Source organism: Pontibacter toksunensis, assembly GCF_042686245.1.
Lineage (GTDB): Bacteria > Bacteroidota > Bacteroidia > Cytophagales > Hymenobacteraceae > Pontibacter > Pontibacter toksunensis.
Genome location: NZ_JBHUOX010000001.1, coordinates 271,442 through 283,905, shown reverse-complemented (window position 1 = coordinate 283,905; position 12,464 = coordinate 271,442). Strand labels below are relative to the sequence as shown.

Annotated in this window: 11 protein-coding genes; 1 reads left to right on the top strand and 10 read right to left on the bottom strand. The window is 47.5% G+C overall.

The genetic code is table 11. The annotated features are described in order from the left end of the window. Nucleotides 1-248: 248 nt before the first annotated feature. The 6 genes from ACFS7Z_RS01235 to ACFS7Z_RS01210 form a co-directional block, all read right to left on the bottom strand. Nucleotides 249-881 (bottom strand): phosphoribosylanthranilate isomerase, encoded by a 633-nt coding sequence (locus tag ACFS7Z_RS01235; protein ID WP_377479648.1) that lies wholly within the window; start codon nt 879-881, stop codon nt 249-251. Further along, nucleotides 878-1,693 (bottom strand): indole-3-glycerol phosphate synthase TrpC, encoded by an 816-nt coding sequence (trpC, locus tag ACFS7Z_RS01230; RefSeq protein ID WP_377479645.1) that lies wholly within the window; start codon nt 1,691-1,693, stop codon nt 878-880. Before trpC ends, ACFS7Z_RS01235 begins: the two co-directional genes overlap by 4 nt. 55 nt (nt 1,694-1,748) lie before the next feature. Continuing rightward, nucleotides 1,749-2,762 carry an anthranilate phosphoribosyltransferase gene (gene trpD / locus ACFS7Z_RS01225; protein ID WP_377479642.1) on the bottom strand — a complete coding sequence of 338 codons (1,014 nt, stop codon included), beginning with the start codon at nt 2,760-2,762 and terminating at the stop codon, nt 1,749-1,751. Nucleotides 2,763-2,881: 119 nt separating this feature from the next. After that, complete coding sequence (locus tag ACFS7Z_RS01220; RefSeq protein ID WP_377479639.1) at nt 2,882-3,445, bottom strand: anthranilate synthase component II; 564 nt, start codon at nt 3,443-3,445, stop codon at nt 2,882-2,884. Between the two features lies 1 nt (nt 3,446). Further along, nucleotides 3,447-4,859 carry an anthranilate synthase component I family protein gene (locus ACFS7Z_RS01215; RefSeq protein WP_377479636.1) on the bottom strand — a complete coding sequence of 471 codons (1,413 nt, stop codon included), beginning with the start codon at nt 4,857-4,859 and terminating at the stop codon, nt 3,447-3,449. Nucleotides 4,860-5,346: 487 nt separating this feature from the next. Beyond that, nucleotides 5,347-6,846, bottom strand: a complete 1,500-nt coding sequence (locus tag ACFS7Z_RS01210; protein ID WP_377479632.1) for a M20/M25/M40 family metallo-hydrolase — start codon at nt 6,844-6,846, stop codon at nt 5,347-5,349. A 582-nt stretch (nt 6,847-7,428) separates the two neighbouring features. Here ACFS7Z_RS01210 and ACFS7Z_RS01205 point away from each other — a divergent pair. After that, nucleotides 7,429-7,839, top strand: a complete 411-nt coding sequence (locus ACFS7Z_RS01205) for a SpoIIAA family protein (RefSeq protein ID WP_377479629.1) — start codon at nt 7,429-7,431, stop codon at nt 7,837-7,839. Nucleotides 7,840-7,891: 52 nt separating this feature from the next. Here ACFS7Z_RS01205 and hisB read toward each other — a convergent pair whose 3' ends face one another. The 4 genes from hisB to hisG form a co-directional block, all read right to left on the bottom strand. Then, on the bottom strand, nt 7,892-8,992 hold the full coding sequence (gene hisB, locus ACFS7Z_RS01200; protein WP_377479626.1) for a bifunctional histidinol-phosphatase/imidazoleglycerol-phosphate dehydratase HisB: 1,101 nt from the start codon (nt 8,990-8,992) through the stop codon (nt 7,892-7,894). Nucleotides 8,993-9,071: 79 nt separating this feature from the next. Continuing rightward, nucleotides 9,072-10,118 (bottom strand): histidinol-phosphate transaminase, encoded by a 1,047-nt coding sequence (gene hisC, locus ACFS7Z_RS01195; protein WP_377479624.1) that lies wholly within the window; start codon nt 10,116-10,118, stop codon nt 9,072-9,074. Beyond that, the gene (gene hisD, locus ACFS7Z_RS01190) at nt 10,111-11,400 is read right to left on the bottom strand and encodes a histidinol dehydrogenase (protein ID WP_377479621.1); all 1,290 of its coding nucleotides are present in this window, start codon (nt 11,398-11,400) and stop codon (nt 10,111-10,113) included. The genes hisC and hisD overlap by 8 nt, the downstream gene beginning before the upstream one ends. 3 nt (nt 11,401-11,403) lie before the next feature. Next, nucleotides 11,404-12,264 (bottom strand): ATP phosphoribosyltransferase, encoded by an 861-nt coding sequence (gene hisG / locus ACFS7Z_RS01185; RefSeq protein WP_377480639.1) that lies wholly within the window; start codon nt 12,262-12,264, stop codon nt 11,404-11,406. Between the last annotated feature and the right edge of the window lie 200 nt (nt 12,265-12,464).

The window sequence follows — 12,464 nt, the reverse complement described above, 5'->3', positions numbered from 1 at the left end:
AATAAAGGCTATTTCGAACACTACCGTGTGCTCGTGTTAATATGTTATCATTGCCACTGTTGTGTCTTTTGACCAACAGCTTTTTTTCCTATCATTCAGGAAGAGACTTATCAGCAAAGCGCTACTTCTGTAACAAAACCTTAATTTTCAAAGCTTAGAACCCATGATGAGTGGACCTGTATGCTTTCTACTTGCAAGTGAAAACACACCGCAAAGGCAAGGGTAATTTTAGCTTCTTACTACTGTCTCTAAGTTTTCTCTTTCAGCTCTCCCAGTAACTGCTTCAGCTCCTCCACCTTTTTCAGGCCCGGCTCCTGTTCAAAACCGCTGTTGACATCCACAGCATAAGGTTTTGGTCTCAGCTCTTCAAACTCCTTGCGCTGCAGGTTCTTCAGTGTTAAACCACCGCTCAGGAAATAAGGCTTATCAGCCAAATGGCCCTTCAGCAACTCCCAATCAAAGACAACGCCGTTGCCGCCGTATTGCTTTCCTTTGGTGTCAAAAAGGAAGTAATCACAGTACCGCTCATAGAGCAGGGTACTCTGAAAGGAGAAACTATCTCCCACAGAAAAAGCTTTGATAACGCTGATGCCAGCTTCCTGCAGTTCCTGGCACTGCCGGGGTGTTTCGCTACCGTGTAGCTGCACCAGGTTCAGGTTATAGGTCTTTACTTTCTCTTTTATGACCTCTGTGCTTTCATTCACAAAAACCCCTATTTTCTGGACAGAAGCAGGCAGCGAAGATAGAAGTTCCGGGGTGATGATGTCTCCGACAAAACGTTTCGATTCTTTGTAGAAGATGAAACCCATGAAGTCAGGTTGTAGCGCAGCTACTTGCCGGATGTTCTCTGGTTCGCGCATGCCGCATACTTTCACCTTCATGCCACCGTCTCCTTTTTTACCTGTAACGCTCGTAGTTCTTTTATAAAGGCTGCAGCAGCACGCTCTGGTCGACTGCTCGTCATAAAGCTTTCTCCTATCAAAAAGCCATTGTAGCCTGCTTCCTGCAAATCAACCAAAGTCTGCGGCTGACTCAGGCCACTTTCAGAAATTTTTGTGACGCCTGCCGGTATATGCTTTGCCAGCTCAAAGGACAAACCAACATCGGTTTTGAATGTTTTCAGGTTGCGGTTATTCACCCCTACTACGGTTACATACTCATTCATGCTTTCCTGCAGCTCTTCCAGGCTATGCACTTCCAGTAATACTTCAAGTCCTAGAGTACTGGAAAAGGCAGCCAGTTCTTTTAGTCTTGCAGATTCCAGTGCAGCCGCAATAAGCAAAATAGCATCAGCACCAATCGATTTCGCTTCCACTACCTGGTACTCATCTACCATGAAGTCTTTGCGCAGAATGGGGCAGTAGTTAAATTTTCTGGCCGTCATCAAATCTTCATTCTTGCCACCAAAGTAGTTGGTGTCCGTCAAGATAGACAAAGCGGATGCGCCGGCCTGCATATAACCAATAGAGGTTCGCTCCACAGAAACGTATGGGTTGATATCTCCTTTAGATGGCGACTTACGCTTTATTTCTGCGATGATGCCGCTTTTATCCGGGCGAAGCAGGTAGTGCTCCAGCGAAACGCAGGGTGTCTCAAAGTAAAGGCTTTTCTCCAGCAACTTTACTGGGTATAAATCCTTACGTTCTGCTACTTCTTTATATTTCTGGGCAATTATTTCGTCTAAGATATTCATGGTTTTAAGATGTTGCTCTGTTTAGTCTGCTGTGTGTTTTCTAAGCTTCTGCTGCTTAACCTACAGCCACTACTGCTTTATCGTTTATAAGCCTGTTAAACAGGTCATAAGACCTGCCTGAGACAAGTGTTTCATGCGCAATTGCTACAGCATCTTTTGTTGCCAGCTCTGGTCTGGCCGTCTGCAACGCCATACCGGCATTGGCTGCCACCACCGCTGTCTGTGCCTCCGTGCCGGCACCCTGTAGCACCTGTAAGAATAGTTTTGCTGACCCGGCTACGTCCTCTCCGCCTTTGATTTGCCCGTGCTGCAGCTTTGGCAGCCCCAGCGTCTCGGCATCATACAAAGATTCTTTATTATCAGAAATGACCTTGAAAGGGCTGGTCAGGGAAATTTCATCATAGCCATCCAGCGTATGGATGATGCTATAGTGTACATCAGGTTGCTGCTGATACAGATAACCGTACATGCGGGCAAGTTCCAAACTGAACACCCCTACCATCTGGCGCTTTGGGAAAGCTGGATTCACCATAGGGCCAAGCATATTGAAAAATGTTTTAACGCCTAACTCCCTGCGGATTGGCCCCACGCTTTTCATGGCAGGGTGAAACAAGGGGGCGTGCAGGAAACAAATGTTATACTTGTCGATGCTTCGCTCCAGCGCATCGGTATCTGTTGTAAATTTAATGCCCAGCGCCTCCAACACATTTGAAGAACCGCAGGAAGAGGAGACGCCATAGTTTCCATGCTTGGCTACATGTACACCGGCAGCTGCCACCACAAAAGATGAAAGCGTACTGATGTTAAAGGTATCCTTGCCATCACCACCCGTACCGCACAAGTCTATAGGACTATACGCATCCAAATCAACGCGTTGGCATAGGTCCAGCAGGGCGTTCCGGAAGCCTTCCAGTTCATCTACCGTAATGCTCCGCATCATAAACACGGTCAGGAAGCTGGCGATTTGGTTCTGGTTATACTTACCGGCGGTAACATTCACCAGCACTTCATGTGCCTGCTCTTTGGTGAGCGTCTTATGCTCGAATAAGTGATTGAGTATTTCTTTCATAGTTTTGAAGATTTCAGACGCTAGACTTTGGATTTTCGATTCTATGAAATAAACCGTATATCTCAATTTCTCAAAATGGTCTTACTCTAGCATCTAATGTCTAAAATCAAAAGTCTATTCTAGCTTTCCAGCCAGTTCTTAATGATCTTCTTCCCGTGCTCTGTCAGCACCGACTCCGGGTGGAACTGTACACCGCGTACATCGTGCTCCCGGTGGCGCAGCGCCATGATGCGACCAGCCTCGTCTACGGCTGTTGGCACAAGGCACTCCGGCATCTCTTCTTCCACTAACCACGAGTGATAACGGCCTGTTCCAAACTGCTGTGGAATATCTTTGAAAAGCGGCTCGTCCTCGCTTACCACATGCACCGGGGTGGCTACTCCGTGCCATACTTCATTGCTGTTAAACAACTTGCCGCCATACACCTCTCCAATGGCTTGATGCCCGAGGCACACGCCGAACAGGCTCCTGTTTGAACCGTAAGTGCGGATAACATCTTTCAGTATGCCTGCCTCATCCGGGATGCCCGGACCAGGCGAGAGCATGATTTTCTGGAATTTCCCTACTTCTTCCAGTGTAATTTTATCGTTTCTCCGCACCGTTACCTGTGCGCCCAACTCCTGCAGCAGGTGCACGAGGTTGTAAGTGAACGAATCGTAGTTATCTATAACAAGAACTTCCATATCAATTAATTTCCTGGGCTAATTGAAGGGCACGGCGCAGTGCCATCAGTTTGTTGTCTACCTCCTGCAGCTCGCTATCCGGGTTAGAAGCGGCCACAATGCCTGCACCGGCCTGGTAATATAATTTATAGTCTTTGCTTAAAAAGGAGCGAATCATAATGGCAGAGTTAAAATTCCCGTTGAAGTCCAAGAAGCCAATGCAGCCGCCATAAAAGGCACGGTTGGTTGTTTCATAGCGGTCGATGAGTTGCATGGCCATGTGCTTGGGAGCCCCGGAGAGTGTACCTGCCGGAAAGGTGCTGGCAATCATCGGCAGCGAGTCTTCCTGCTTGTTCAGTTCTCCCGATACCTTTGACACCAGGTGAATGACATGGGAATAGAACTGTATTTCACGGAACGTCTCCACCTTTACACTATGGCCGTTGCGGCTGATGTCGTTGCGCGCCAGGTCCACCAGCATCACGTGCTCTGCGTTCTCTTTCGGGTCAGCCAGGAGTTTCTCGGCCAGTGCGGCGTCAGCGGCATCATCACCTGTTCTTCTGAAGGTGCCGGCAATCGGGAATATGCTGGCTTTTTTGTCTTTTATCACCAGCTGTGCCTCCGGCGAAGAACCGAAGATTTTGAAGCTGCCATAATCAAAGTAAAACAGGTAAGGCGACGGGTTAACAGAACGGAGCGCGCGGTATACATTAAACTCATCGCCCTGAAAAGCCTGCGCAAAGCGGCGGGAAAGCACTAGTTGAAACACGTCTCCACGAAAACAATGCTGCTTTGCCTTTTCAATGTTCTTCAAGAAGTCATTGCCGCTGATGTTATGCTCTTCCTCACCGACAGGTTTAAAGGTATAGCTTGGGATATTGCGGCTGTTCAGCAGGGCCTCCAGCTGCGAAATGCCATCGTCGCTGCCCTGGTTATAGTTGTGGGCAAAAATAAAAGCTTCGTTGGTGAAGTGGTTGATGGCGATGATATGCCGGTACACGGCGTAGTATAGATCCGGAATCTCCTGCCGGTCCGGGCGAAGGTTTAGTTCTATGTCCTCGAAGTAGCGGACTGCATCATAGTTTATATAGCCAAACAACCCATTATGGATGAAGCTGAAGTTGTTATGCTCTTCAATATCAAAACTCCCGGCGAAAGAAGCCAGCTGCTCCGGCACATTTACTTCACGTGTGATATTGGTGTGGCAGATGCTGCCGTCAGGAAAAGTTTCCGTTAGCACCTCGTTTTCTGCCTTGATGCTGGCCATCGGGCTGCAGCAGATATAGGAAAAGCTATTCTCGGCACCGTGGTAGTCGGAGCTTTCCAGCAGGATGCTGTTAGGGAAGCGGTCGCGTAGTTTCAGGTACACACTAACAGGTGTCAGTGTATCAGCAAGCATGCGCTTGTAGGTGGTATTGATTTTGAAATTCTTCATCGTTCTATTCAAGGTAACAAACAAAAAGCCCGCTATTCAGGTGAACAGCGGGCTTTTTTAGTATCGTGTGCTATATCATCTCTTCATCTATCATATAGCAAGGCTGTTCACGTTCTGTTTTTCAACGTGCCACCACCATGCAGTATGTAAATTCTGATTCACTTATATTTTCTTTTTTAACAGTAAAGGATGTTCTTCCCTTCCACTTTCACAAAAATAGAGGCAAATTCGATAACTCCCAACAAATGCCCATATTTTTTTCTTCTATACCTTTTCCAAATTTTCATTTATTCCTTAGAAAAGGGTTTGAAAGCAGGAGCAAGTTAGACCGGCATCATAAGTTTGAAAACTGCAGATGATGGGGTTGTTGGTCAAAACACCAACAACGGCAGAACTAGCTAGAAAGTAAAACAGTCAGTTAATCATTTGTTCCCCAACTCCCTTCGAAAGAGACTAGTTCATGCTCAGTATATAGAATAATTGATTATTAATCATTTGTCACATCAGGTAGAAGAATAGGCTCTTCCTGCAGCACCACCTGAAGTGGCAAATCGCCACAGGTATTCCGAACCAAGGTCTTGTAGAAGGCAATACTTTTAAGAAATACCTCCACCCCCAGGCGCTCGTCTACATTATGCACCAACTGGGCATCTTCGCGGGTCACTACCTGTGGGGCAAAGCGGTAAATGTTTTTTGTAAGGGAAGTGTAGTGTTTTGCATCTGTAGAACCTGGAAAAAGAGCGGGTACGACAAGTGCTACATCAGGGAAAATCGATCTTATACTTTTTTCCAGAGCAGCATAGGTCCAGGTATCTGTGGTAGTGATAGGTGATGGCGGAGTGTAAACCCCCTTTACCTCTACCTGCACCCGTTCATCATTGATTGCCTTTTTTACATGCTTCAGCACGGTATGCTGGTCCTCTCCGTTCAAAATCCGGATGTTGAGGACAGCAGTAGCCACGCGAGGCATCACATTATAGGCATCACCTGATTCCAAAAACGTAGGCGTCATTTGCGTGCGGATAAGCGCATCGGTGGCTCTGTCTTTCGCCAGCATCTTTAACACCTTTCCCTTGAACAGCCCATAGTGCCGCATGGCAAACCTATACTTGCCACCCATTTTATCAGCCATCAACTCCATCGTTTCCTTTGTTGTCGGGATCATGCGTGCTTCAAAAGGATTGTCATACAAACGGTTCAGGGCAGCACTTAGAATAGATATGGGAGTATCGCGTGGTGGTGCAGAAGAATGACCGCCCTCTCCTTTTACCTTCAGTTCCAGGTTGATGCCTCCTTTGGCTGCTGTGCCTATAAACGCAATGGGTTCGTCTATGCCTGGCAGCACACTTTTCGCTACGGCCAGGCCTTCATCAAAAACAGCTTCCAGCCGCACCTCCTGCTCCTGCAGGTATTCGCTTATTTTGCCTGCACCTGCAGTACCTCCTACTTCTTCATCATGTCCGAAAGCAAGATAAATGGTTCTTTCAGGATGATAGCCCTGCTGCAGCAGTTGCTCCACAGCCTCCATAATGGCTATCACGCGGTATTTGTCATCCATGGCGCCACGGCCCCAGATGTAGCCGTCTTTTACTACACCTGCATAAGGCTGTTGCTGCCAGTCTTCTTTCGTCTCCTCCTCTACAGGTACCACATCCATGTGTGCGCCCAACAATACCGGCGGCAGGTCAGGGTCAGTTCCAAGCCAGGTATAAAGCAGGCTGTAGCCGTTGATCACTTTCTTTTGCAGTTGTTGGTGTAGCGCAGGAAATGCCCCCTCCAGGTAGGCGTGCAGGTCCAGAAATTCAGAATACTTCACTTCCTCTTCATTCAGATCGGAAGCAGTCCGGAAGGTAATGGCTTTGGAAAGTTTATGAACCGCTGCGGCAGCTACTTCAGCTGAGGCCGCATCAGTAACAGCAGAATGCTGTGCAAAAGTAATGGCATTAAAAAAGAACAATAAAGATAATAAAGTAACAAATCGCCTCATGCTGACATTCTTCCTCGCGATAGGGAAATTAATAACAAATCAATTTAAAAATACAGACCCTAAAGCCACTACTATTCTATATCAATGAATTACTCCACTGAACAGAGAAAAATAATATTTCTGCAGGTAATTTAGTTGCAACAACGCAGACTGCATAAATTCTATTCCTTTTAAAGTTAGGAATTTTCTACTTAATAATTAGTGCCAATTCACCTGATTTAATATCACCGTCATTTTATATCAGTGCTATCAGATTAGAGGTATGTGTACCACTACAGAACGAACTCATGAAATAGTCATATTAATATTTGGAAAAATATTTTTTTTGGATTTTTAGAGATGCAGCTGTACCTGCTTAAGTAGAATCATGGACTTTATGTGTGGCTGCAGCAACTGTAAACAACGGAAAATCAAGCGAATGAAAAACAGCTTTTCTTTACTTACTCTTGTTACCTGTACTGCTTCTAATATAACTTAAGTCTGGTCATTAAATATCACAAAAAATATATATTTAGTAGCGTTATTACATTTTACGTATTAGATTTGCATCCCTCTTTTATCAGGTGTTTAGCTAAAAGTGAAATGAAGTTAGTGCGAAACGAAATATTATACCGGAACAGTTTTATTCTCATAGAGCTAAACTATGATGAGGACTGTATGTGTGTAAACTGGCGTGGATATGTAAGCCATCATGATGTAATGGCAGGTTGCATGGAGATACTGCGCCTGGTCAAAGAACACAAGGTAGTGGACATCCTGAACGACAACACATACGTGGAAGGCATGTGGTCCGGAGCTGCCAAATGGGGCGGAGAGTTCTGGTTCCCGGCGCTAAGAGAGGCCGGTTTGCAGCGCTTTGCCTGGATCTACTCCCCAAGTATGCTGAGCCGTCTTTCTACAGACAAAACAATAAAACATACTCCAACCCCGGATTATATCAAGACTTTTGATGACATAGAAGAGGCAAAGGACTGGCTTCGCACTACCTGTTAAACAATGAAGGGATAGCTTTCACTATCCCTTCCACTGCTAAATATTTTTCCTTTTATAGGATGCCTTTTGTACTCGGTATGGTTGTATCCTGGAGGTTTCGCTCCACAGCCATCCGGATGGCGCGGGCAAACGCTTTAAAAATAGCCTCTATCTTATGATGCTCATTCTGCCCTTCCACTTTCACATTCAGGTTTGACCTGGAAGTATCGCTGAAAGACTTGAAGAAGTGATAAAACATTTCTGTTGGCATATCCCCTACTTTCTCACGCTTGAACTCTCCTTGCCATACTGCCCAGGGTCTGCCGCTGAAGTCGATGGCTACCTGTGCCAGCACATCATCCATAGGCAGCAGAAAGAAGCCATAGCGGCTGATGCCGCGCTTATCGCCCAGCGCCTGCAGGAAGGCTTCGCCTAGTGCCAATCCGGTATCTTCAATGGTATGGTGTTCGTCTATATGCAGGTCGCCCTTTACCTGAACTGTCAGATCCAGTTTTCCGTGCTTCGCCACCTGCTCTAGCATATGGTCAAAAAAGCCCAGGCCTGTCTTTAAACTGCTTTTGCCACTACCCTCCAGATTCAGTTCTACCAGGATATCTGTTTCGGAAGTGCTGCGCCTGACAACTGCTGTACGTGTTGACGGCTGCTTGAGGAAAGTATAGATCTCATCCCAGTTATTTGTGCTCAAGGCAGCTCCGTCAGCGGAAGCATCACCTATAAAGATGGCTTTTGCCCCTAAGTTCTGTGCCAATTTCACGTCCGTCTGGCGATCACCAATCACGTAGCTGTTCGCCAAATCATATTGTCCCGCCAGGTACTTCTTCATCATGCCGATGCCCGGCTTGCGCGTCTCCAGTCCCTCGTGCTCGAAACTTTTATCAATCAGGATGTCATCAAATTTGATTCCCTCGCTCTCCAGTATCTCCAGCATCTTGTTCTGGTATGGCCAGAAAGTATCTTCCGGGTAAGAGTCAGTTCCTAAACCATCCTGGTTTGTCACCATCACGAACTCATAATCCAGCTCACGGTAAATTTTCGCCATGTTGCTGATGGAACCCGGCACAAAGGCAAATTTTTCGAAAGAGTCTACCTGAAAGTCCGTTTTCGGCTCTATCAGAATGGTACCGTCACGGTCTATAAATAATGCTTTTTTCATTTCTTTTCAATGTTCTTAGCACGTATCAGGTAGCACGACTTGGTTTTATTTTTGTGATACCTGACACGCTCTTTGTAATTTATTCAAACTCAGCAATTGCCTGTATCAGCTGCTGGTTTTCTTCCAGAGTGCCCACAGAAATACGGAGGCAGCCTTCGCAGCCTGGCAGGCTGGAACGGTTGCGCACCACAATGCCTTCGCCTAAAAGGTATTTGTACAGGCCATTGGGGTCCTTTACTTTCACCAATATAAAGTTAGCGTCGGATGGAAATACTTTCTCTACCGTCTTGAGTGAAGGCAGGGTTTGCATGAGCAGCGTCCGCTCCTGCACAATTTCCTCTACCATGTCCTTTAGTGCTTCGGTACGCGTAAGCGCTTCCAATGCCAGCTCCTGCGTAGCCTCGTTGATGTTGTAAGGCGGCTTTATCTTGTCCAGCACCGAGATGATTTCAGCAGAAGCAAACGCCAGTCCTAAGCGCAAACCTGCCATTCCCCATGCTTTGGAAAATGTTTGAAGCACGACCAGGTTTGGAAACTCATTTAGCCTGGTGGTCCAGCTTGGGCTTTCCCCAAAATCAACATAAGCCTCATCTAAAACTACCAAGCCGTTAAAATTGCGTAGCACCGCCTCTATACTGGAAGTTTCAATGGCATTACCGGTGGGGTTATTCGGCGTGCAGATAAAAATAATTTTGGTATTAGATTTTACCTGTGCCAGCAACTCCTCCACCGGCAGTTGGAAGTCCGGCGTCAGCTGTACAGCCTCCATGGCCACATCATTCAGGTTCGCCGAAACCTCATACATGCCATAGGTAGGTGGCAGGTGCAGCATGGCATCCTCACCGGGGCGGCACACCATCCGGAACAGCAGATCTATGGCTTCGTCGCTGCCGTTGCCTAGGAATATCTGGTTTGGATGCACGTCTTTCAACTCAGCAATGCGCTCCTTCAGCTTCTTCTGATGCGGGTCCGGGTAGCGGTTATAGTTTTCGCCGGCAAGGCTGCCGAGGCTGTTCTCATTTGCATCCAGAAAAACACTGGCAGCGCCTTTAAATTCGTCACGGGCCGAAGAGTAGGCTTTCATCTTCTGCACATTCGGTCGGATTATATCGTTCAGGTTAAACACGGTTTACCTCCTTTAATCTTATACTTACTGCATTTTTGTGTGCCTCCAGTCCTTCCGCCGCCGCCATCGTTTCGATGGTGCTGCCAATCTGCTGCAGGCCTTCCGGTGTAATGTACTGGAAAGTGATTTTCTTCACAAAGCTGTCTAATGACACACCACTATAGGCACGGGCATAGCCATTGGTAGGCAGGGTATGGTTGGTGCCGGAGGCATAGTCGCCTGCAGACTCCGGGCTATAGTTCCCCAGGAATACGGAGCCGGCGTTGGTAATGCTGTCCAGGGCTTCCTCGAAGTTGAGGATAGACAAAATCAGGTGTTCAGGAGCGTACAGGTTCGAGAAATCCATCATTTCCGCTACGCTTTCCATCAAAATGCCGAGGCTGTTATCCAGTGCTTTCTGCGCGAATTCTTTTCGAGGTAATACCGCCAATTGTGCTTCCAGCTCCTGTTCTACTTTGTCCAGCAGCTTCTCAGAATTCGTCAGCAACACCACCTGCGAGTCTGCCCCGTGCTCTGCCTGCGACAGCAGGTCGGCAGCCACAAAGGCAGGATTGGCAGAGTCATCCGCCATCACCAGCACCTCCGACGGGCCCGCAGGCAAATCAATGGCGACTCCTGACTTGCTCACCAATTGCTTCGCAACTGTGACGTACTGATTTCCTGGGCCGAAAATCTTGTAAACAGCAGGTACTGTTTCCGTACCGAAGGCCAAAGCAGCAACAGCCTGTGCGCCACCCGCTTTCACCACCCTGTACACACCCAGTACAGAAGCCGTATAAAGTATGGCAGGATGCACTGTGCCATCTTTTGCCGGAGGTGTACATAGCACCAGCTCCTTACACCCGGCTATCCGTGCGGGTACACCCAACATAAGTAACGTGGAGAACAAGGGAGCAGTGCCCCCGGGAATATACAGTCCTACCTTTTCGATGGCCACGCTCTTGCGCCAGCAGGTAACGCCCGGCATTGTCTCTGTTTGCTTTACATGCTCTGCCTGCTGTGTATGAAACACCTGGATATTGCTGTAAGCCTGAAGGATTGCCTCCTTCAGCTCAGCAGATACCTTCGACTCTGCCTCGGCAAATTCTTCTTCAGTGGCTAAAAGCCCCTGCAGTTTCACGTCATCGTACTTCTCGGCCAGTTGCAGTAAGGCAGCGTCTCCCTGCTCCTTCACCAGTTTAAATGTTTCCAGTATGCCCTGCTCCAGTTCCTCCAGGTTTTTAGTAGGCCGCTTCACCAGCTCCAGCCATTGCTCCTTCTTCGGATTTATAATCTTGCGCATGGCTTATATAATCATCTTTTCGATTGGAATCACCAATATTCCCTGTGCGCCGGCTGCCTTTATCTTTTCGATGATTTCCCAAAAATCATCTTCATTTACCACGGAGTGTAACGAGCTCCACCCATCTTCCGCCAGCGGAAGTATGGTTGGCGACTTGATGCTGGGTAATAATGCCCTGATTTCAGCAAGACTCTCATTCGGCGCATTCAGCAGTATGTACTTCTTTTTGCGGGCGCGCTGCACGGCATGTACCCGGAACAAAAGCTTGTCGAGTATCTCACGCTTCTCCTCGCTCAGGTCTTCATTGGCGATAAGGGCAGCTTCTGATTTGAATACCCGCTCAACCTCTTTCAGGCCATTGCTGATAAGGGTGCTACCGGAGCTCACTATATCACAGATTGCTTCTGCCAGACCAATGCTGGGGGCTATCTCCACAGAACCGCTGATGGTATGGATGTTTGCCTGCACCCCCTGCTCCTGCAGGTAAGCCTGCAGCAGGTTTGGGTAAGACGTTGCGATGTTCTTCCCGTTCAGGTCCTGGATAGAATCATATTCCATCGTTTTAGGTACAGCCAGGGAAAGACGGCACCTGGAGAAGCCGAGCTTTTCCACCGTCAGCGACTGCTTCCCCTCCTCTACCAGCACGTTTTCGCCTACAATCCCGATGTCGGCCACACCGTCGGCCACATAGCCGGGTATGTCATCATCGCGCAGGTATAGAATTTCGAGTGGGAAATTAGTTGATTCTGTTTTAAGCTTCAGAGAAGAATTAACAAAAGAAATTCCACATTCACGGATAAGGTTCAACGAATCTTCGCTTAACCTACCGGACTTCTGGATTGCTAATCGTAGCATACAAGATATTGTTTATGTCTAAATGGAAAAATGGATGAGGTGCCTTTGCTTCCGGCAAAGAACAATATCGGGCACAAACCCTGGGGGCAATATGATAGTGTTATTCCTCTTACGAGGAATGATGGATGTGATGGAAACGTACATGTGCAGCCGAAGCAACAGGTATTGCTTTAGAAGATGAAAGGCTATATGTAAGATCTGCGCTCATG

What these genes read in the sequence shown, in the direction of transcription:
- trpD (WP_377479642.1), bottom strand. Translation starts at nt 2,762, where the DNA reads ATGAAAGAAATACTCAATCACTTATTCGAGCATAAGACGCTCACCAAA.
- ACFS7Z_RS01205 (WP_377479629.1), top strand. Translation starts at nt 7,429, where the DNA reads ATGAAGTTAGTGCGAAACGAAATATTATACCGGAACAGTTTTATTCTC.
- ACFS7Z_RS01210 (WP_377479632.1), bottom strand. Translation starts at nt 6,846, where the DNA reads ATGAGGCGATTTGTTACTTTATTATCTTTATTGTTCTTTTTTAATGCC.
- ACFS7Z_RS01215 (WP_377479636.1), bottom strand. Translation starts at nt 4,859, where the DNA reads ATGAAGAATTTCAAAATCAATACCACCTACAAGCGCATGCTTGCTGAT.
- ACFS7Z_RS01220 (WP_377479639.1), bottom strand. Translation starts at nt 3,445, where the DNA reads ATGGAAGTTCTTGTTATAGATAACTACGATTCGTTCACTTACAACCTC.
- trpC (WP_377479645.1), bottom strand. Translation starts at nt 1,693, where the DNA reads ATGAATATCTTAGACGAAATAATTGCCCAGAAATATAAAGAAGTAGCA.
- hisB (WP_377479626.1), bottom strand. Translation starts at nt 8,992, where the DNA reads ATGAAAAAAGCATTATTTATAGACCGTGACGGTACCATTCTGATAGAG.
- ACFS7Z_RS01235 (WP_377479648.1), bottom strand. Translation starts at nt 881, where the DNA reads ATGAAGGTGAAAGTATGCGGCATGCGCGAACCAGAGAACATCCGGCAA.
- hisD (WP_377479621.1), bottom strand. Translation starts at nt 11,400, where the DNA reads ATGCGCAAGATTATAAATCCGAAGAAGGAGCAATGGCTGGAGCTGGTG.